18 protein-coding genes are annotated in these 18,050 nt (G+C 72.7%); 10 read left to right on the forward strand and 8 right to left on the reverse strand.

Features of this window, described 5'->3' with window-relative positions:
* Positions 1-3: 3 nt before the first annotated feature.
* Positions 4-450 carry a cupin domain-containing protein gene (locus IE274_RS28180; RefSeq protein WP_190118721.1) on the reverse strand — a complete coding sequence of 149 codons (447 nt, stop codon included), beginning with the start codon at positions 448-450 and terminating at the stop codon, positions 4-6.
* A 75-nt stretch (positions 451-525) separates the two neighbouring features.
* A complete protein-coding gene (locus IE274_RS28185; RefSeq protein WP_190118722.1) occupies positions 526-1,788 on the reverse strand; it encodes a serine hydrolase domain-containing protein in 1,263 nt (420 codons plus the stop codon).
* A gap of 249 nt (positions 1,789-2,037) precedes the next feature.
* Between IE274_RS28185 and IE274_RS28190 the strand changes: the two genes are divergently transcribed.
* The 5 genes from IE274_RS28190 to IE274_RS28210 all read left to right on the forward strand — a co-directional run bounded on the left by IE274_RS28190 (position 2,038) and on the right by IE274_RS28210 (position 6,940).
* Complete coding sequence (locus IE274_RS28190) at positions 2,038-3,549, forward strand: sensor histidine kinase (RefSeq protein ID WP_198897847.1); 1,512 nt, start codon at positions 2,038-2,040, stop codon at positions 3,547-3,549.
* The gene (locus IE274_RS28195) at positions 3,546-4,343 is read left to right on the forward strand and encodes a response regulator transcription factor (RefSeq protein WP_190118724.1); all 798 of its coding nucleotides are present in this window, start codon (positions 3,546-3,548) and stop codon (positions 4,341-4,343) included. Before IE274_RS28190 ends, IE274_RS28195 begins: the two co-directional genes overlap by 4 nt.
* Positions 4,344-4,419: 76 nt before the next feature.
* Positions 4,420-5,073, forward strand: coding sequence for a DNA alkylation repair protein (locus IE274_RS28200; protein WP_233103276.1), 654 nt, complete (start codon positions 4,420-4,422; stop codon positions 5,071-5,073).
* Positions 5,074-5,211: 138 nt separating this feature from the next.
* A complete protein-coding gene (locus tag IE274_RS28205) occupies positions 5,212-5,928 on the forward strand; it encodes a HEAT repeat domain-containing protein (protein ID WP_229909856.1) in 717 nt (238 codons plus the stop codon).
* 7 nt (positions 5,929-5,935) lie between these two features.
* Positions 5,936-6,940 (forward strand): HEAT repeat domain-containing protein, encoded by a 1,005-nt coding sequence (locus tag IE274_RS28210; RefSeq protein WP_190118726.1) that lies wholly within the window; start codon positions 5,936-5,938, stop codon positions 6,938-6,940.
* A gap of 33 nt (positions 6,941-6,973) precedes the next feature.
* On the opposite strand, the gene IE274_RS28215 is transcribed toward IE274_RS28210, so the two are convergent.
* Positions 6,974-7,567, reverse strand: a complete 594-nt coding sequence (locus IE274_RS28215; protein WP_190118727.1) for an MBL fold metallo-hydrolase — start codon at positions 7,565-7,567, stop codon at positions 6,974-6,976.
* A 140-nt stretch (positions 7,568-7,707) separates the two neighbouring features.
* Between IE274_RS28215 and IE274_RS28220 the strand changes: the two genes are divergently transcribed.
* Positions 7,708-8,616: a GlxA family transcriptional regulator gene (locus tag IE274_RS28220; protein WP_190118902.1), complete on the forward strand. Its 909-nt coding sequence runs from the start codon at positions 7,708-7,710 to the stop codon at positions 8,614-8,616.
* A gap of 50 nt (positions 8,617-8,666) precedes the next feature.
* Positions 8,667-9,227 carry a YrhB domain-containing protein gene (locus IE274_RS28225; protein WP_190118728.1) on the forward strand — a complete coding sequence of 187 codons (561 nt, stop codon included), beginning with the start codon at positions 8,667-8,669 and terminating at the stop codon, positions 9,225-9,227.
* Between the two features lie 19 nt (positions 9,228-9,246).
* Here the strand turns inward: IE274_RS28225 and IE274_RS28230 are convergent, their stop codons facing one another.
* Complete coding sequence (locus IE274_RS28230) at positions 9,247-10,356, reverse strand: beta propeller repeat protein (RefSeq protein WP_190118903.1); 1,110 nt, start codon at positions 10,354-10,356, stop codon at positions 9,247-9,249.
* 148 nt (positions 10,357-10,504) lie between these two features.
* Positions 10,505-11,575, reverse strand: a complete 1,071-nt coding sequence (locus tag IE274_RS28235; protein WP_190118729.1) for a hypothetical protein — start codon at positions 11,573-11,575, stop codon at positions 10,505-10,507.
* A 151-nt stretch (positions 11,576-11,726) separates the two neighbouring features.
* On the opposite strand from IE274_RS28235, the gene IE274_RS28240 reads away from it, so the two are divergent.
* Positions 11,727-12,125 (forward strand): GNAT family N-acetyltransferase, encoded by a 399-nt coding sequence (locus tag IE274_RS28240; RefSeq protein ID WP_190118730.1) that lies wholly within the window; start codon positions 11,727-11,729, stop codon positions 12,123-12,125.
* A gap of 24 nt (positions 12,126-12,149) precedes the next feature.
* On the opposite strand, the gene IE274_RS28245 is transcribed toward IE274_RS28240, so the two are convergent.
* Together IE274_RS28245 and IE274_RS28250 are read right to left on the reverse strand one after the other, a co-directional pair.
* Entirely contained in the window at positions 12,150-14,045 is a 1,896-nt protein-coding gene (locus IE274_RS28245; RefSeq protein WP_190118731.1) for a reprolysin-like metallopeptidase, read from the reverse strand.
* A gap of 251 nt (positions 14,046-14,296) precedes the next feature.
* Positions 14,297-15,841, reverse strand: coding sequence for a carboxylesterase/lipase family protein (locus IE274_RS28250; protein ID WP_190118732.1), 1,545 nt, complete (start codon positions 15,839-15,841; stop codon positions 14,297-14,299).
* Positions 15,842-16,249: 408 nt separating this feature from the next.
* On the opposite strand from IE274_RS28250, the gene IE274_RS28255 reads away from it, so the two are divergent.
* Entirely contained in the window at positions 16,250-16,669 is a 420-nt protein-coding gene (locus IE274_RS28255) for a hypothetical protein (protein ID WP_229909858.1), read from the forward strand.
* A 16-nt stretch (positions 16,670-16,685) separates the two neighbouring features.
* Here IE274_RS28255 and IE274_RS28260 read toward each other — a convergent pair whose 3' ends face one another.
* Positions 16,686-17,432, reverse strand: a complete 747-nt coding sequence (locus tag IE274_RS28260) for a dienelactone hydrolase family protein (protein ID WP_190118904.1) — start codon at positions 17,430-17,432, stop codon at positions 16,686-16,688.
* 111 nt (positions 17,433-17,543) lie between these two features.
* Between IE274_RS28260 and IE274_RS28265 the strand changes: the two genes are divergently transcribed.
* A complete protein-coding gene (locus IE274_RS28265) occupies positions 17,544-18,035 on the forward strand; it encodes a MarR family winged helix-turn-helix transcriptional regulator (protein ID WP_190118733.1) in 492 nt (163 codons plus the stop codon).
* Positions 18,036-18,050: the final 15 nt, after the last annotated feature.

Below are 18,050 nucleotides of genomic sequence, written 5' to 3' on the forward strand. Positions count from 1 at the left end.
TGCCTACACCTGCGCTTCTGCCCCCGTGAGTTGGTACAGCTCGGGCACCGACACCTTGATCGGCTCCTGTGTGGTCCGTGCGATCACGACGACCACGGGCTCGTCCGGATCGGGGTTCTCCTCGCGGTGCGGGACGAACGGCGGCACCAGCAGGAAGTCGCCGGGGCCCGCGGTGATCCGCACCTCCTGCGTACCGTCGTGGAAGACGAACACGGGGTGGCCGCTGACCACGTAGATCCCCGCCTCCGAATCCCCGTGGTGATGGTTGTCCGTGGCGCTCAGCGGCGCGTTCTCCACCCGCCCCATCCAGAGCTTCTTGGAGCCGACCGTGCCGCCGCTGATGGCGGCGTAGCCGTCCAGCTCGCCGGAACGGACATGGTGGACACGGTTGTTGAGCGGTGCGGCGCCGTCGGCGCCCCGTGCGGACCCGGCGTCCTGTCGAGTGGTCATCGTCCGTCCTCCTGATGGTGTTCGAGGGCCCGTTGGCCGGACACCAGGTTGCGACGACCACGGCCAGTACGACAACTAATGTTGCTGCAATGGCAAGTTGCGCTGGGCGCAGAGCGCGCGGGTGACCAGGCGGATCGTGGCCCGGTGCTGGGGCAGGGTGTCCGCGGCGGACGTGCTCCACTCCGTGGGCACCGAGGCGGTGACGGCGATCCGCCCGTCCTCGGTGACGGCGTTGCGGCTCATGTAGCCGATCTCGTCCCCGCCGTGGGTCCAGTACCAGCCGCCGCACGGCAGCTTGCTCCGCATCAGCCCGAGGCCGTAGCGCGCCCCGGGGTAGGGCACTTGGAACTCCTTGTTCAGCGGGACGGTGCGTTTCATCTCCTTGAGCTGGGCGGGCTTCAGCGCCTTGCCGCCGAGCAGGGCGCGGAAGAAGCGGTTGAGGTCGGCGGTGGTGCCGATCAGGCCGCCGGCGGCGTTGGCGTCGTTCAACAGGGTGACGTCGGCCAGCTTGGGCGCGGTGGCGAAGTGCTGGTACCCGCGCGCGTGCGGCTTCCTTACGGCGGGCGAGTCGTACGGGTAGTAGGTGTGCCGCAGCCCGAGCGGCTTCAGCAGCCGGTCGCGCACCTCGTCGTGCCAGGCGTTGCCGGTCGCCTTCTCGATCACCATGCCGAGCAGCATGTAGCCGACGTTGGAGTACGCCCAGCCCTTGCCCGGCCGGAAGTCGGGGCGGTGCCGCATGGCCCGCTCGACGAGCTGCTCCGGGGTGTACGGGTCGAAGCGTCGCCGGTGGTACTCCGCCGCGCTGTCGAAGCCGGGGTAGTCGTCGTGGATGCCGCTGGTGTGCTGGAGGAGTTGGCGCAGGGAGATCCGGCGGCCGTCGTTGCCGTTGCCGCGGACCAGACCGGGCAGCCAGCGCTCGACGGTGTCGTCCAGGGACAGCTCGCGCTCGGCGGACAGTTGCAGGACGACGGTGGCCACGAAGGTCTTGGTGTTGCTGGCGAGGCGGAAATAGCCGTCGGCGGGGACCGGGCGGCCGGTGCGGAGGTCGGCGGTGCCGCTGGTGACGGTGCGCGGGCCGGTTCCGGGGGTGGTGCGTCCGCCGGTGATCCGGGCCTGGACGCCGACCGCGCCGGTGGCGCGGACGGCGTCGGCGTCGCGCTGGAAGTCCCGGTCGGCGCCGCGCGTGGGGCCCTGCGGGCTGGAGCGCTCGGGCTCCTCCGGGCGGTCCGAGGCGAGGGCGGGCGGGAGGGCGACGGTGGCTGCGGCGAGGGTGGCCGTGACGGCGAGGGCGACTCGGTGTCGGGTGGCGGTTCGGCTTCGGGGCGGGTGTGCGGGCATGCGGTCCTCCGGAAGGGTTCGTCGCGGTGCCGGTGCGGGCCGACACCGGTGGTCTCATCGGCTGTTGCTGACGCTAGGGAGCGGGGTCGCGGCCGGGCGTCGTGCGTGGGGAGGGGACGGGCGGGCAACTTTGGTTGGCCGTACGTGCCTGGTGGGGGCGCCGGTCGTACGCTGACGCGAGGTTCTGGACGCAGTGGTCCGGCCGCGCGACGGCGGCGGGCGGGCGGCCCGGGCACAGCGTGGTGGCTGGTGGCGGACGGGGGCGGCACGGTGGTGGAGACAGGGATGGCGGCGGTACGGGAGGGGGCTGCTCCTCCGTACCGCGCGACCTCGTGGAAAGCGGCGTGGACCCGCTGCGGCCCGCTGCGGCAACGGCTCTCCGGGCGCCCCGCCGACGTCCTGGTCGCCGCCGGGCTCACCGTCCTGGCGGTGCTGCTGCGCCTTGAGCACCCGCTGCCGCACGGCGTCCCGGCGTCGATGCTCGTCGTGGGGCTGCTGGCCGGTGCGTCCGTGCCGTTGGCGTGGCGGCGTACCCGGCCGGGCCCGGTCCTCGCCCTCAGCGTGAGCTGCTATCTGCTCGGCGAACTGCTCGACCCCGCCGGCGACAACGCGCAGTCCGCGCTCCTCGCCTGCTACGCGATGGCACGCCGCGCCCCCGTACCGCGGAGCCTCCTCGCCCCCGTCGCCATGACCGTGGCCTTCCTCGCCCCCGAACAGGTCGGCGGCCGCCTTCACCTGCTGCCGTCACCGCCACCCGAAGCACCGCTGGCCGTCGCCGACATGCTGGTGGCCGCCGGGATCTCGGCGACCGTCTGGCTCCTCGGCGCGTCCCGGCAGCGGCTGTACGCGGACGCGGCGCGGCTGCGCGACCTGGCGGCCCGGCTCCGCGCCGAGCAACAGCTCAACGCCCGCCGGGCGGTGACGGCCGAGCGGACCCGCATCGCCCGCGAACTGCACGACCTGGTGGCCCACCACATCAGCGCGATCGCCCTCCAGGCCCGCGCGGCGGGCGTCGTCCTGCCCGACGACCCGCACGCCGCCGGTCAGGGGGTGGCGGCGATCGGCAGGGCGGCGGACACCGCGCTGGACGAGATGCGCGGGCTGGTGTGTCTGCTCGCCGACCCGCCGCCGCCCGGCGAGGGGGAGGCGGCGTTCGCCGGGGAGGCGGCCCTCGGCGGAGGGGCTGCCCTGGGCGGACGAGCTGACCTCGGCGGAGCGGCTGGCCCGGGCGGACGAGCTGACCTCGGCGGAGGAGCCGCCGTGGGCGGGGAGGCTGACCTGAACGGAGAGGTGTCACCGGAACACCACACCGGCGGCCCGCTCCCGGAACCCTCCCTCCGCCACCTCGACCGGCTCGCGGCCGAATCCACCACAGCGGGCTGCCCCGCCACCCTCACCGTGACCGGCCCGGTCGCCGGCCTCGCGCCCGCCGTGCAGGTCTCCGCGTACCGAGTCGTGCAAGAGGCGCTGTCCAACGTCCGCAAGCACGCCGGTGCGGTGCGCGTCCGCGTCGAACTGCACTGGAACGATGGCCTGTTGACGGTGACCGTGGCCAACGCGGCGCCGCCGGTGGCGGCGGAGCGGCCGCGCCCGATGCCCGGCTCCGGGCTCGGCCTGATCGGGATGCGGGAGCGCACCGCGCTGTTCAAGGGCACGCTGCGGGCGGGGCCGGACGAGGGCGGCGGCTGGTGCGTCGTGGCGACGTTCCGCGCGGCGGCGCCGGATGCGGCGCGGGAACGTACGGGAACGGGGTCGAGGTGACGGCGGCAGCGGTACGCGTACTGACGGTGGACGATCAGGAGCTGGTCAGTACCGCGCTGCGGGCGATGCTCCGGCGCACCGACGTCGACGTGGTGGGCGAGGCGGCGGACGGCGTGCAGGCCGTCGCGGCGGCGTTCGCGCTGCGTCCGGACGTGGTCCTGATGGATGTGCGGATGCCGGGCATGACCGGGGTGGAGGCGACGCGCCGGATCCTCGACGGCTGGCCGCATCCGGGACCGCGGCCGCGCGTCCTGATGCTGACCACGTTCGACCTGGACGAGTACGTGCACGCCGCGCTGCGCGCCGGGGCGAGCGGGTTCCTGCTGAAGAACACGACACCCCAGGCGCTGGTCGAGGCGATCGGCGTGGTGGCGGCCGGGGAGGCGATGCTCGCACCGACGGTGACCCGCCGCCTCATCCGCGCCTTCTCCGACCTGCCGCCCCCGCTGCTGCCCGGCGCCCCCTCCCCCGTCTCGGGCCCGCAGCCGAACGACCCCCTGAGCCCGCTCACCACCCGGGAGCGCGAGGTCGCCCGACTCGTCGCCCAAGGCCTGTCCAACGCACGCATCGCCACCGCCCTCGGCCTGACACAGCCAGGCGTCAAGAGCACCATCAACCGCATCCTGACCCGCCTCCGTCTGGAGAACCGCGTACAGATCGCCGTCCTCGTCCTCACCGCCGAACCGGAGCACGGCACAGAACCACAGCACGGCGCCGAACCGGAGCACACCGGCGAACGGGAAGGCACCGGCGAACCGGAGGGCATCGCCAGGAAGCCCGACGTCCCGTCGTAGGGTGAAACCCGCACGACACGGACAGGAGGCTGACGTGGCCCCGACGACGCCGACCGATCCGACGATCGCCGAGGTGATGGCCGAGCTGGCCTCTCTTGAGGACCCCAAGGCACGCGCGGTCAACGAGAAGCACGGCGACGACCACGGCGTGAACCTCGGCGAGCTGCGCGCGGTCGCGAAGCGGCTGAAGACGCGCCAGGACCTCGCGCGCGAGCTCTGGGAGACGGACGACACCGCGGCGCGGCTCCTCGCTCTCCTCGTCTGCCGCCCGAAGGCGTTCGAGCGCGACGAGCTGGACGGCATGCTGCGCGAGGCGCGGGCACCCAAGGTGCACGACTGGCTCGTGAACTACGTGGTGAAGAAGAGCCCGCACGCCGAGGAGCTGCGCCTTGCCTGGTTCGCCGATCCCGATCCCGTGGTCGCGAGCGCAGGCTGGGCGCTGACCACCGCACGCGTGACGAAGAAACCCGAAGGCCTCGACCTCGCGGGACTCCTCGACGTCGTCGAGGCGGAGATGAAGGACGCCCCGGACCGCCTGCAGTGGGCGATGAATCACTGCCTGGCGCAGATCGGCATCGACCACGCCGCGTACCGCGCCCGCGCGATCGGCATCGGCGAGCGCCTTGAGGTGCTCAAGGACTACCCGACGCCCCGGGGCTGCACGTCGCCGTACGCGCCCGTCTGGATCACGGAGCTGGTGCGCCGACAGCAGGACAAGCCGGGGGCTTGAGGACCGACAAGCGGGGGCTTGAGGAGCGGGGCCGCCTTCGACAGCGCGTCCGGGCTCCTTTCGGCCCTGTCCTCGGGGCGGCGCGCTTGACCTTGACACAGTGACAAGGTCTTCACTGCAGCCAAGGAGGTGGTCCCGATGACCATGTCGACACAGGACACGGACACGGACGCGGACGCAGATGTGGATGCGGTGGTGGCGGCGGAGGCGGATGTGCTGCGGGCCCTCCAGGGGCTGGAGGACAGCAGTTCGTCCGTGCGGCTGCGGGCAGCCCTTGCGGTCGGCACCGCCCCTGACCCACGGTTCATCGACAAGCTCATCGAACGCTGCGCCAGCGAATCCGAGTTCTACGTACGCGAAATGCTGACGTGGGCACTCACCCGCCACTCGGCGTCGATGACGGTCCCGGAGCTTCTCAAGGAAGTCCGCTCGGAGCGTGCGCAGGCGCGAAGTCAGGCGTTGCACACGCTGTCCAAGATCGGGGATCGGCAGGCGTGGCCGGCGATGACACGGGAGCTGCTCTCCGACGCCGACGACGAAGTGGCGCGGAGCGCTTGGCGAGCGGCGGTCGTGCTCGTACCCGAAGGGCAGGAACACGGGCTGGCCGCAGTGCTGTCGACACAGCTCGGGCGTGGCGAACGGGAGACACAGCTGAGTCTCAGCCGGGCGCTCATCGCGCTGGGCGAGATGATTGTGCCGACTCTGCGCGCTGCGATGACGGATCCCGACCCGCGTGTGCGCGAGCATGCGATCGCCACGGAACGGCTGTTGCGCGACCCGGATGCGGGATTCGAGTTCGCGATCGAGGAGGCTAAGCGCGTCGTGGCACTCGGCACGACCGGCCAGGACGGGTGACGGGCAGTTGTTGATCGGTGAGGTGGCGCGGCGGTCCGGAGTCAGCGCCCGCATGCTCAGGCATTACGAGTCGCTCGGCCTGGTGCGGCCGACGGGTCGTACCCACGGTGGCTATCGCGCGTACGCAAGCGACGACATCCGGCGGATCTTCCACATCGAGAGCCTGCGGGCCCTGGGCCTGTCCCTCCGCGAAGTCGGGTACGCGCTCGACGATTCCGGCTTCGCGCCCGCGGCGCTCATCGACGACCTCATCCAGCAGACCCGAGCACGCATCGCACAGGAGACGGCCCTGCTCACCCGGCTCCGCCGCATCGATGCCGCGGCGCCCGCGGGCTGGGAGGACGTGCTCCAGGTCGTCGCGCTCCTCCAGGCGTTGGGGTCGGAGAGCCCCGGGAAACGCCAGCGCGCGGCCCTGTCCGCGGTCGAAGACGTGCCCGTGCCCGTGGAGGCGCTGGTCGAAGCAGTGCTCGGCGAGACCGACCCGAACGTCGCCGGAGCCCTTCGGTGGGCGCTGGCGCAATCGGGCGACGGCGGACTGCCGCTGCTGGCCGACGGCCTCGGCTCACCGGTCGCCGCCGTACGGAGGCGTGCCGTCGAGTCCATCGCCGAGATCCCGAACGATGAGGCGAACGCCGTGCTGCGGGATGCCCTCGCGAACGCGGACATCGTGGTCCGCCGGTATGCGGCTCTGGTGCTCGGGGCCCGTGGCGTTGCCGACGCGGTCCCGACGCTCATCGAGATGATCGTCGCGGAGGCGAACGACGTCGAGGCGGCCGATGCGCTGAGCACGCTGGCGAGCGGTCCCGCCTCGGCGGAACAGATCGCCACCGGGCTCGTCGACTGCCTCGCCGACGACACCCTTGATTCGTCCGCACGTCGACGGCTGACGCAGGCACTCGCGGACATCCCGGGCGCCACGGCGTCAGCTGCTCTCGCGGAGCTGTCCCACGACGAGGACCGGCCCGTCGCGCTCACCGCCACGTACATCCTCCAGCTACGCGACGAGCGCTGAACCCGGTCGCGGGTCTCGCCGCGGACAGGCCGACTACAGCGGGGTGGTGTCGTCCGGGGTGAAGGGGGCGCCGTGGCCGGGGACTATCAGGTCCGCGGTGTGGTGTACGCGGGTGCGTGAGGCGCGCAGGATGTCGCGGTCGGGGGCTACCGGGTCGTCCGCGGGGCCTGCGGAGTGCCACCACAGGTCGCCTGCGAAGGCGATGACGCCGGTGTCGGTGCCCGCGAGGAGGGTGATGTCCTCGGGGCTGTGGCCGGGGGTGCGGATCAGGCGGAGGGACGGGGTGAGTTCGTGGCCTTCGGCGTCGCGGTTCGTCCAGGAGTTGCCCTGGTATTCGACCTTGTGGTCGTGGATGCGGGCCTGGGGGAAGAGGCCGACGTTGAGGGTGTTGTCGGGGTGGTGGTGGCTGAGGATGACGTCGGTGATGTCGTCGGGGGCCAAGCCGAGTTCGGCGAGGGGGCCGAGGATGTCGTCGCGGCTCGCGACCATGCCGGGGTCGAAGATGATGTGGCGGTCCGCGTCGGTGATGTAGGAGACGGTGGCGGCGACGCCGGGGCCGGTGGAACCGACGTAGCCGGTGGTCAGGACCTTGTAGGTGGCCGTGGTGTTGAGCTGTGTGTTCGTCATGGCTGCAATTCTTCCGAGCCCCGCCGTGCCCGACGAGTGGCACATCTGCCTGCTATCGCAGGATTCATGCCAGCCTGTGTCACACTGCTCCCGTGCCGCCCTTCAAGACCATCGCCGCGTACGCCCCGCCCGGAGTCGGCATGCTCGCCGTCGGCGTCGTCTGCGAGGTCTTCGCTCCTCGCGGGGCGGGCTTCCCCGGCTTCGAGTTCGCCCTGTGCGCCGACCAGCCGGGCCCCCTGGCCACGGACTCCAACGTGCCGCTGTCCATCGAGCACGGCCTGGACCCGTTCGCCTCCGCCGACCTGCTCATCGCCTTGCCGGGCGCCGATTTCCGTACGCCGCCCCCACCCGCCGTGGTCGACGCGCTGACGGCCGCACACGAACGCGGCGCCCTGGTCGCCGCCCACTGCGTCGGCGCGTTCGCGCTGGCGGCGGCGGGGCTGCTGGACGGCCGCCGGGCGACGACGCACTGGCGGTTCGCCGAGCTGCTTGCCGGTCGCCACCCGGACGTCACCGTCGAACCCGACGCCCTCTACATCGACGAAGGGCTCATCGTCACCGGCGCGGGCGCGGCCGCGGGCTTCGACATGTGCCTTCACCTGCTGCGGCGGGAGTACGGCGCGGCGACGGCCAACGCCATCGCCCGCGACATGGTGCTGCCGTCCCACCGCGACGGCGGCCAGGCCCAGTACCTGTCCGCGCCCGTCCCCGAGGACTGCCAGGACGAACGCCTCGCCGACGTCCTGGCCTGGGCCCGCGCACACCTCCACGAGCCGCTGCCCGTCGCGGAGTTGGCCCGCCGCGCCATGATGAGCAAACGGTCCTTCGCCCGCCGCTTCACCGCCGCGACCGGCACCACCCCGCACGCCTGGCTGCGCAACCTCCGCCTGAGCAGCGCCGAGGAACTCCTGGAAACCACCGACCTCCCGGTCGAGGAGATCGCCCACCGGGTGGGGTACGGCAGCGCGGCGGTACTGCGCGAACAGTTCGTACGCCGCCGGGGCGTCCCGCCGCGCTCCTACCGCCGATCGTTCACCAACGCGCTGTAGCTCTTCAAAACCTGTTGGTCGGCGTCTGCCCCATGGTGGATGCTGCGCGCGTGATCGAGCGAGAGACCGCAGTGCGCATCGTCGAGGAAGAACTGGCCCGCGCGTACCAGGGTTGGGTGACTCTGGGCCTGGACTCGACGCGCCCGACGGTGGTGCTGGTCGAAGAGCACGAGCTGGTGTGGAAGGTCTACTGGCAGTCCGAGGAATACGCGCGGACTCGGGATCCCGCTGCCATGTTCGTCGGTCACGGCCCGTACCTGGTCGACCGCGTCGACGGAGGCCTCCACGAAATCGGGGCCGCCGCCGAAACAGGTGATGACTGGGAGGCTGACTACCGTGTTCGCATCCGCGGGCAAGTCATCCGCACGCCGGTGGACGACCTGCACGACGAGATCCGCGAAATCGCCACCGCGCGTGGGCGCATACCCGCGGTGCGTACGCTGCGGCAGCGGCTGCCCGCGCTGTCCCCGTCTCAGGCTCTTGAGTACGTGCAGGCGCTGCTGCACGGCGAAGCACCGGGTCCCCTCGTGTCCGTCGCCGCGGCGCAACTCACCGCACCCATAGACCCGGTGCTCGCCGTGCGCACGATCAGGCAGGGACGAGCCGTCTGACGAGCGCGCGGACCGCGGCTCAGCCGAACCTCAGGACGCGCGGTGCGAACGTGCCCTCCGGGCCGTCGGCGCGGCCGACCGACCACACCGTCGACGTGCCCGGCACCGGCGCCAACCGCAGCGTCCAGGAGTCGCCCTCGCCCGCCACCGCCGGTTCGCTGTGCTCGGTGAACGACTGGCCGTTCCAGGCGAGGAAGTCCGGGCCGGGGACGAACGGCGGGTTGCTGCCCGGTGGGGCCCACTTCAGCGAGCGGGCCACCGAGACCCAGGCCAGCCCGCCGGATGCGGTGGGCGCCAGGGAGTCGATCGAGCCGAAGTCGGCGGGCACCTTCACCCGGTCCCACTTCTGCCCGTCCCAGCGGACCAGCAGGGGCGGAATCGGCCGGCCCGGCGGGCCGCCGACGAACCCGGCCGTGCCGCCCGCCCACACCTCCGTCGGCGAGACCGCGAGGGCGCTGCCCACGGCCGACCGGGGGAACCCGTCCACGATCGTCTGCTCCCACGCCTGACCGTTCCAATGCGACACCGCCGCACCCGAGTTGGTGGCGCCCGCGGCCCAGACGTCGTCGGCCGCCCGGATGTGCAGGCCGTACACGGACCCCGGCGGCACCGGCACGTCCCGCCACGCGCGCCCGTCCCGGCGCAGCAACACCTGCGCGCCGTCCCGCGAACCGATCAGCCAGGTCTCACCGCCCCCGGCCACGACCTTGGTCAGTACGACGCCGCTCGGCGGCCGACTCTCGGACCAGGTCTTGCCGTTGAAGCGCAGCAGGCGGGCGCCGCCCGCCGAGTCGCGGCCGACCGACCAGGCCGCAGTGGGTGAGGTCGCGGCGATGGACAGCAGATTTCCCTGCCACCGGACCCCGGGCAGACTCCGGCGCTGCCACGCGGTGCCGTTCCAGCGCAGCATCAGCGGAAAGCCCGGCGCCTCGCGGCCGACGGCGTCGGCGCCCACCGCCCAGGCCCGGTCAGGGCCGAACGCCACGGCCTCGTTCAGCGCCGCCTGCGGCCGTACCTGTGCCGGGACCGGCACGTGCTCCCAGGAAAGGGTTTCCGCTACGGCCGAGGTCATGGCGGTCACGAAGGCCATGGCTACGGCGAGGGCCGCGATGAGAAGTCGGCGGGCCAGGGCGGCGGACCTGCGGGCCGGGGACGGTCTGGAGGTCCGGGCCGACCTGCGGAGCAGGGACGGTCTGTGGGCCTGGGACGATCTGCGGGCCTGGGACGACCTGCGGATCTGGGGCGATCTTCGCGCCACGGTCCGTATGCGTGCCATGTCAGCCTCCCAGCCGCTCGCTCATCAGGTTGGGTTTCGAGCCGTAGATCTCGACGGTTCCGAAGGAGAGCAGCGCGGAGCCGGTGGCTGTCAGCGCACGCGGCTTGACGTCGATCGCGTTCGTACGTTCCGGGCCGTACGAGAAGGTGGTGCGGGAGCCGCCCACCCGTGCGTACTTCGACTGGAACGCGCGGTCGCTGCGCACCGGCAGCCACAGCGCGCCGTCCGGGCCGCGCACCATGGCCTCGGTGTAGGTGTCGCCCAGGGGCGGGTGAGTGGTGCGCCAGGTGTGCCCGTTCCCGTGCATCAGGTAGGTGCGGGCGACGCCGTCGGTGTACCGGCTGCCGCCGAGCGTGACCCGGCCGGACGGTTCGAGCAGCATCGTGTGCACGTTGCTGTTCGACGGCAGCGGCACCTTCGCGTCCCGCCACGCCGTGCCGTCCCAGCGCAGGATCGCGGTCCCGGTGCTGGTGTCCGCCCAGGCCCAGGCGTCGTCGGCGGACCGGGCGGTGACCCCCATCAGGTACAGCACCCCGTCCGGGGTGGACTGCGTGGTCCAGCGGGAGCCGTCGTAGTGCAGCACCTTCAGCCCGGTGTCGTCCTCACCGACCACCCACGCGGCACCCGGCACCGCGGTGAAGTCCTGGTAGGTCCACAGGGTCTGCGGCAGCGGAACGGAACTCCATTCCCCGCCCGCCGACCGGCGCAGAATCTCCCCCTCCCCGGCGCGGTTGTGGAGGATCCACACCTCCTTGCCGACGAACTGCACCCTGCCGAGCCAGCCCGGCTCACCGGCACCGGGGAAGCTCCGGTCCCGGCTCCACGCCCGGCCGTCCCACCGGTACAACATCGGCCGTACCCAATCGGCGGTGTGCTCGTAGCCCGTCGCCCACGCCTCGCCCCGCCCACGGGCGGCGAGGTCGGACACGGTCACCGGCGGAGCCGCCGCCGGCACGGGCAGCGCCGACCAGCCCGGCCGCACGGCCTCGGCCGGCGTCGCAATCGCGGGTGGTGCCACCACCGCCCCACACACGAGCACGAGGCAGACGACGACCGCACGGAGACCGTTCACGGAACCCCCCAGGACGTGAAGGTCGCAGAGCGTACTGGCGTTCGCACACCCGTGAACAGACGGCAACCGGCCATCACGGGTCCCACTGGAGGCCCACCGTGTCATGGAGCACCGCCCCACCGTCCGTGGGACGGCTCCTACGATCCCGCCCATGACGATCACGTACGAGTGGCGCGGTGAATTCGACAACGCGGCCGTCAACGCACTCCACGCCGAGGCCTTCGAGCACGCCCCGCTGCCCGTCGACTGGCAGGCCCAAGTGCACCGGTACAGCCTCGGCTGGGTCTGTGCCCGCGCGGGCGGCAGGCTCGTGGGGTTCGTCAACGTCGCCTGGGACGGCGGCGTCCACGCCTTCGTACTCGACACGATGGTCGTCCAGGACCTGCGCGAGACGGGCGTGGGGACCGGACTCGTGGCGGTCGCGGCGCGCGAGGCCCGCGCGGCGGACTGTGAATGGCTGCACGTCGACTTCGACGAGCACCTGCGTCCGTTCTACTTCGACTCCTGCGGCTTCGAGCCGACGGACGCGGGACTCATCGCCCTGCACTGAGCCACCGCCTCGGGGAGCGCTCCGTCAGTCGGTGTACGTGAAGCCGATGGACGCGGTCATGGCGTTGCCCCGGGCCGTGGCGACCTGGACGGCACCGGCCTGCGGGTACGCGGGCGCGGTGAACGTGACGCGGTCGTCGTCGAGGACGCGTACGTTCGTGGCCGCGACCCCGCGGAAGCCGCCCGCGGTCGGCGTGCCCACCAGGATCTGGGTGGTGCCGGTGAGCCCGCCGCCGGTGAGCGTGACGGTGAAGCCGCCCTTCACGGAGCCGGTGTCGGGGCTGACGGCGGTGAGCGCGGCCGGGATCGGGCTGAGCGCGGCGCTGTTCTTGACGAACGAAACGGCGACGTAGTGGTCGCTGTTCATCGTGACGCTCAGGGACGCCGCACGCGTGGGCTGCACCTTGCCGTCGACGATCCACCGGTCGATCTTGTACCGGGAGTCCGGGGCGGCGGTGACGGTGACCTGGTCACCGGCGGCGAACAGGCCGGTGGAGGCGGTGGTGACGGTGCCGCCGGTGCCGTCCTGGGGCACCGCGGTGAGGGCGTGGCGCTTGGCGGCGGTGCTGTCGGCGGGCGTGCGGTAGTTGGCGAGCACCGGGCCGGTGAGGTTCATGACGCGGGTGGAGTCGGCGGGTTCCGGCGACCCGAGGGCCACGCCGCGGGGCTTGCCGTCGTGGTCCTGGCGAGGGTTGGAGAACCACATCTTGTTCTCGCACTTGTCCTCGCTGGCGCAGCTCATGGTGTAGCCCATGATGTCGACCCAGGTGCGGTCCTCGGGCAGGAAGCCGTGGTTGTCGGGGTAGTACGGGTTGTAGTTGCCTGCCCGGTAGTTGTCGGCCGTGGGCTTGACGGGGTCGGTGATGTAGTCGTGGTTGAGGCCGAAGTTGTGGCCGATCTCGTGGGCGAGGTGGTGGGTGCCGAAGGTGTCGGCCTGCTGGGCGCCGAAGCCGGTGTCGTCCGTGCTGTAGCGGGCGTTGTCGCCGGGGACGAGCCGGGGCAGGGAGGGGGTCATGCCGGTCCCGGCCGTGTAGATGCCGGGGCCGGGGGTGAACTTGGACAGGACGTGAACGAGGTCGGCGCCCTGCGCGTCCCGGGTGGCGCGGACGCTGGTGGCCCAGTCGTCGGAGTACCGCGGGTCCGCCGGATCGGCGAGCGCGCCGGTCATGCCGTCCATGTCGCCCGCGTCCCCGGACCACTCCGGCGTCTCGAAGGTCCCGAGCAGATTGAGGCGGGCCTTGACCTGGCTGTCGGCGTACGCCTGGTTGGTGCCCTCGACCGCGGCCTTGGCCTGGAGTGCGAGAGCGGCCGCGCCGCCCTCGGTGTCCTCGGCGGTCTGGGGCGTGTAGCCGATGAGCACGTCGATGACCGGGTCCGTCGGCTCGGCCCGTCTGCGGGGTGGCGCGGTCGGCCGCGCCGTATCGGCCAGGCGCAGTGCGTCACGTACGAGCGGTGTCTGGCGGGCGGTGTCGAACGACCGGATGCGGGACACCCCGGGCCGTACGCCTTCCAGCGCGTAGCGCACCTGCCCCGCGGTGATCTCGCCCGCGACCCGCGGCCTGCCTCCGGCGCAGGCACCGTCGACCGCGAGCGTGACCGGCCGGTCGGGGCGCCCGGCGACGTGCCCGCTCCACAGCAGGGTGCCCTGCCGGTCCCGTGCCACCTTTTTGGCGTACGCGGTGACGCTCTCGCCGTCGAACAGCGGGAGGGCCCGCTGGTCGGGTGCCGCGACGGTGCCGCGTCGGCACAGGGCGCTGAAGGCGCCCTCGGTCCAGGTGACCTCGCCGAAGCGAAGCAGGCCGGGGAGCCCGGGCGCCGGCGCCGCGGCGGGGTTCGGGGCGGCGGCGGGGCTCGGGGCGGCGGGCAGGGTGGCGGTGAGAGCGGCGACGGCGCCGATGACGACGAACCTGACGGGGACCACAGGGGCTCCTTCGTGCACACATGCGAACATCTCGGACATGAGTACGGTCCCCCGGAGTGGGTGGGGGCGCGGGAGGAGCGGGGCCGAATGGACGCCTGAGCGGGGTGAACCCGGGGCGGGTGCCGGCTCGGCGCCAGACCCCGCCGACGGTCTCCACACCACCCGGCCCTTTCACCGTCAGCCGAAGAGGTCGGGTGGTGTCACCACCTGCGGGGTGGGGCCCGGTGACAACACGTCTCCCGCAGCGGGCCCTACCGGTCGAGCAGTGGCAGAGCCTCGAATGCGTGGTCCTGCCACAGCAGGCGGGAGATCTTCTCCGGGTCGGGGGCGACGGTCGGGTGTGTGTCGAAGAGCTGGGTCAGGCGCTGCGCGGTGTCGTACGCGGGCCAGCCCGGGTCGCCGTGCGTGGCGAACGCGGTCCACGCGCCGCGGATGTGTGCCGAGAGCGACTCGGCCTCCGGGGAGGGTCCTTCGCCGAGCAGTGCGGCGGTCTGGCCGTGGGCGAGGTTGCCGAAGACGAGCGGTACGTCGAGGCCGTGGCAGGCGCCGAGGACGCCGCCCATGCCCGGTGCGGGCCAGGTGAGTTCGTAGAGGTGGGCGCGGCCGCCACCCTGGAGCTGGGACTCGGCGAGGTGGAGGGACGGCATGCGGAACAGCCAGTCCGCGTGGACGCGTTCGTAGAGTTCGTTCGGGCCCGCGTCGGGGAGCGCGTCGCGGTAGCGCCGCGGCCCGTCGGGGCCGGGGGCGAAGGTCCCCAGAGCCGTCGCGGCCTGCTCCTCGGTCACCTGGCCGAGCGTGCCGTCGATCACGCCGAACAGCCGGTGTTCGTCGCGGGCGTGACCGGCGATCAGCTCGATGTCCCGGGCGGCGCCCCCGGCCAGCGCCTGCCAGGGGGTGGTGGGCAGGACGTCGCCGTCGACGACGGCCGCGAACGGGATCGTCCGGTGCCCGGGCCGGCCCCAGCGCTCCGCCCACTGGGCGATCTTCGCGGTGATGGCGTCGCCGGTGGCGGACAGCCGCGTCGGGTCCACGGTGGACAGCTCCGCCACCGTGGGCCGCAGCGACAGCTCGGCCGCGCAGGCGGCGGTCACGTCGGCGGCGAGCTCCGGCGAGAAGTACGTACCCTGGACGCTCTGCGCGACGGCCCGGCGGAACAGCCCCCGCGCGCGACCCATCGCCAACAGCGCGGCGACGGACCCGCCGCCCGCGGACTGCCCGAAGACGGTGACCCGGTCCGGGTCCCCGCCGAAGCCCCGGATGTTGTCGCGCACCCACTCCAGCGCGGCGACCTGGTCGAGCAGCCCCCGGTTGGCCGGGGCTCCCTCGATCTGCGCGAAACCCTCGATGCCCACGCGGTAGTTGAACGTCACGACCACGACGCCGCCTTCTCGCGCCAGGCGGCCGCCGTCGTACTCGGGCAGCCCGGACATGCCGATCACATAGGCGCCGCCCTGGATCCACACCAGCACCGGCAGCCCCGCGCCCGCCCCCGGGTCGGGCGACCAGACGTTGACCGTCAGCCAGTCATCGCCCGGCGCCTCCTCGGACAGCGCGTCCATCCCGAACACCCCGGCCTGGGGCGGCGGCGGCCCGTACGCGACCGCCTCCCGCTCCCCGTCCCACCCCCGCACCGCCCTCGGTGCGGCGAACCGCAGCTCGCCGACCGGCGGTTCGGCGAAGGGGATGCCCCGGAACACTGCCAGGCCCCCCTCCCGGCTGCCGCGCACCGTCCCGGCCGCCGTGCGGACCACCGGGGCGGACTGGGACTCGAACGACTGGGACGCGGCAACGGACATCACAGCTACCTCTCGGAAGGAAGCGAGTTCGGAAGGAAGCGAGCCGGGAAGGGCGGGAAGAGAAGGAGCGCGGTGGCAGGGGCCGGGGCGAATCAGGCGGCCCCCACTGGCGCGTACGGCGCACCCATCGCCCGCGGCGGCACCGGGCGCGCGGCGCACCCCACTCCCCCGACGCCGCGCTTTCCGTACGCCTCGCGGATCGTCCCACTCGGCCGACGCGGGCGCGAACGATTTAGGGACCGCCTCGAAGGAACCGCCCCCAAGGGACCGCCTCAAGGACCGCCCGAAGCGCTCATGGCTGTCATCGAAGCGGTCCGGCGCCTGCGCCGACCCGCCTGCTGGCGTTACGCCCGCTCCCCGAACGCCTGACAGCGGCTCCGCGCCGACGTCGAAGCCGGGCTGCGCGAGATGCGACGCGTCACCCGCGGCCCGGTCGCGGTCCTGACCTGCGACCCCGCGCGCGTCCGCGACTTCTGGCTGTACGAGTACGCCCCCGACGTCCTGGAGACCGAGGCCCGCCGCCACCCGCCGCCGCGCCGACTCACCGCCGCCCTCGGCGGCACCACCACCGTCCAGCCCGTCCCCATCCCGCTGGACTGCACCGACGGCTTCAACGAGGCGTACTACGGCCGCCCCGAACTCCTCCTCGACCCCGCCGCCCGCCAGGCCTGCTCGGCCTGGAGCTTCCTCGACGACCGGGCCCGCCAGGACTTCGGCATCTCCCTGCGCCACGCCCTGGGCTCGGGCGCCTGGGACGAGGCCTTCGGCCACCTCCGCGGCCGACCGGCCTACGACGGATCACTCGTTCTCCCGCGCGCCACCCCATGACCGCGCCAGGGCCGCCTCAGCTCCTGGCCAGGGCGCGGCCGAGGAGGGGAAGCAGGCAGTCCCAATGGCGCCGCAGCCCGGAGGGGCTGAAGGCGTCGGTGTCGGCCATGGTGAAGCCGTGCTCGGTGCCGGGGTAGACCTCGGCGGCATGGCCGACACCCGCCGCGTCCAGGGCCTCGCCCAACGCGCCGATCGCCTCCGGCGGCAAGTCCTCGGCGAGGCCCAGGTGGACCTCGGCGGCCAGCTCGGGGATCAGGCGGTGCGGGCTGTCGGGCGTGTCGGTGACCACGAAGCCGGGGTGGAATCCGGCGACGGCGGCGACCTGGTCGGGGTGGGCCGCCGCGGCGCGCAGGGCGAAGAGGGTGCCGATGCAGTAGCCGGTCACGGCGACCGGTCCGGCGCTGACCTCGGGCTGTGTAGTGAGGAACGTGAGGTAGGCGTCGGCGTCGCGCTGGGCCCGTTCGGCGGTGTGCGCCTCCAGCAAGGGCAGCAGCCGGGCGATGACCTCGGGCCGGGCTTCTTCCCCGATGTGGTCGGGGAGTTCGATCACCGGGGCCGGGCCGTGCCGGTAGTAGAGGTGGGGGACGAGCACGTAGTACCCGTGCCCGGCCAGTTCGCGGGCCATCTCCGTCAGCACCGGCCGCAGGCCGAACGCATCGGAGTACATCAGCACCCCCGGGTGCCGCGCACCGTCGTCGGGGAAGGCGGCGAAGGCGTCAGCCCGGCCGTCAGGGGTGGGAATCTGCAGTGTCTTGGCGGGAATCGCGGATCTTCCTTTCCGGAGTTCGCCCGCCATCGTTAGTCGCACTAACGGTGGCGGCACGGGTGAACGTATATCGTTAGTGGAACTAACGCAATGGAGAGGACGGGTGCCATGACCAGAGCCGAAGCCGCCCATGCCGCGGACAGGCCCGACGACGGCGCCCGCAGGATTCCCGACCGGCTGCGTCGGCGGGCGAGCCGACAGTTGTCGCAGCTCACCACGCGGTCGGACCGGCTGATCAACGAAGGTCTCGCCCAGGCCGACGCCCGCAAGTGGCACTACGCCGTGCTCGCCTCACTGCAGGACTTCGGACCGGCCAGCCAAGCGACGCTGAGCAAGCGCACCGGCATCTACCGCAGCGACATGGTCGGCGTGCTCAACGAACTGGCCGAGCGTCACCTCGTCGAGCGGGCGCCGGACCCCGCCGACCAGCGCCGCAACATCATCACGATCTCCGCCCAGGGCCGCCGCCGCCTGCGCCGCCTCGACAAGGTCCTGGACGTGCTCCACGACGAACTGCTCGCACCACTGAGCCCCGCCGAACGCGACCAGTTCATGCAGTTGCTCACCCGCCTGCTGGACCACCACACCCAGAACTCCTGACCCCGCGCGCGGGAG

The organism is Streptomyces flavofungini, from assembly GCF_014650815.1.
In the GTDB taxonomy this organism is placed as follows: Bacteria; Actinomycetota; Actinomycetes; order Streptomycetales; family Streptomycetaceae; genus Streptomyces; species Streptomyces flavofungini.

Bases quoted from the DNA above. Each gene is read 5' to 3' on its own strand.
- IE274_RS28180 (WP_190118721.1), bottom strand. From the start codon at position 450: ATGACCACTCGACAGGACGCCGGGTCCGCACGGGGCGCCGACGGCGCC.
- IE274_RS28185 (WP_190118722.1), bottom strand. From the start codon at position 1,788: ATGCCCGCACACCCGCCCCGAAGCCGAACCGCCACCCGACACCGAGTC.
- IE274_RS28200 (WP_233103276.1), top strand. From the start codon at position 4,420: ATGGCCGAGCTGGCCTCTCTTGAGGACCCCAAGGCACGCGCGGTCAAC.
- IE274_RS28205 (WP_229909856.1), top strand. From the start codon at position 5,212: ATGACCATGTCGACACAGGACACGGACACGGACGCGGACGCAGATGTG.
- IE274_RS28215 (WP_190118727.1), bottom strand. From the start codon at position 7,567: ATGACGAACACACAGCTCAACACCACGGCCACCTACAAGGTCCTGACC.
- IE274_RS28220 (WP_190118902.1), top strand. From the start codon at position 7,708: ATGCTCGCCGTCGGCGTCGTCTGCGAGGTCTTCGCTCCTCGCGGGGCG.
- IE274_RS28240 (WP_190118730.1), top strand. From the start codon at position 11,727: ATGACGATCACGTACGAGTGGCGCGGTGAATTCGACAACGCGGCCGTC.
- IE274_RS28250 (WP_190118732.1), bottom strand. From the start codon at position 15,841: ATGTCCGTTGCCGCGTCCCAGTCGTTCGAGTCCCAGTCCGCCCCGGTG.
- IE274_RS28255 (WP_229909858.1), top strand. From the start codon at position 16,250: ATGCGACGCGTCACCCGCGGCCCGGTCGCGGTCCTGACCTGCGACCCC.
- IE274_RS28265 (WP_190118733.1), top strand. From the start codon at position 17,544: ATGACCAGAGCCGAAGCCGCCCATGCCGCGGACAGGCCCGACGACGGC.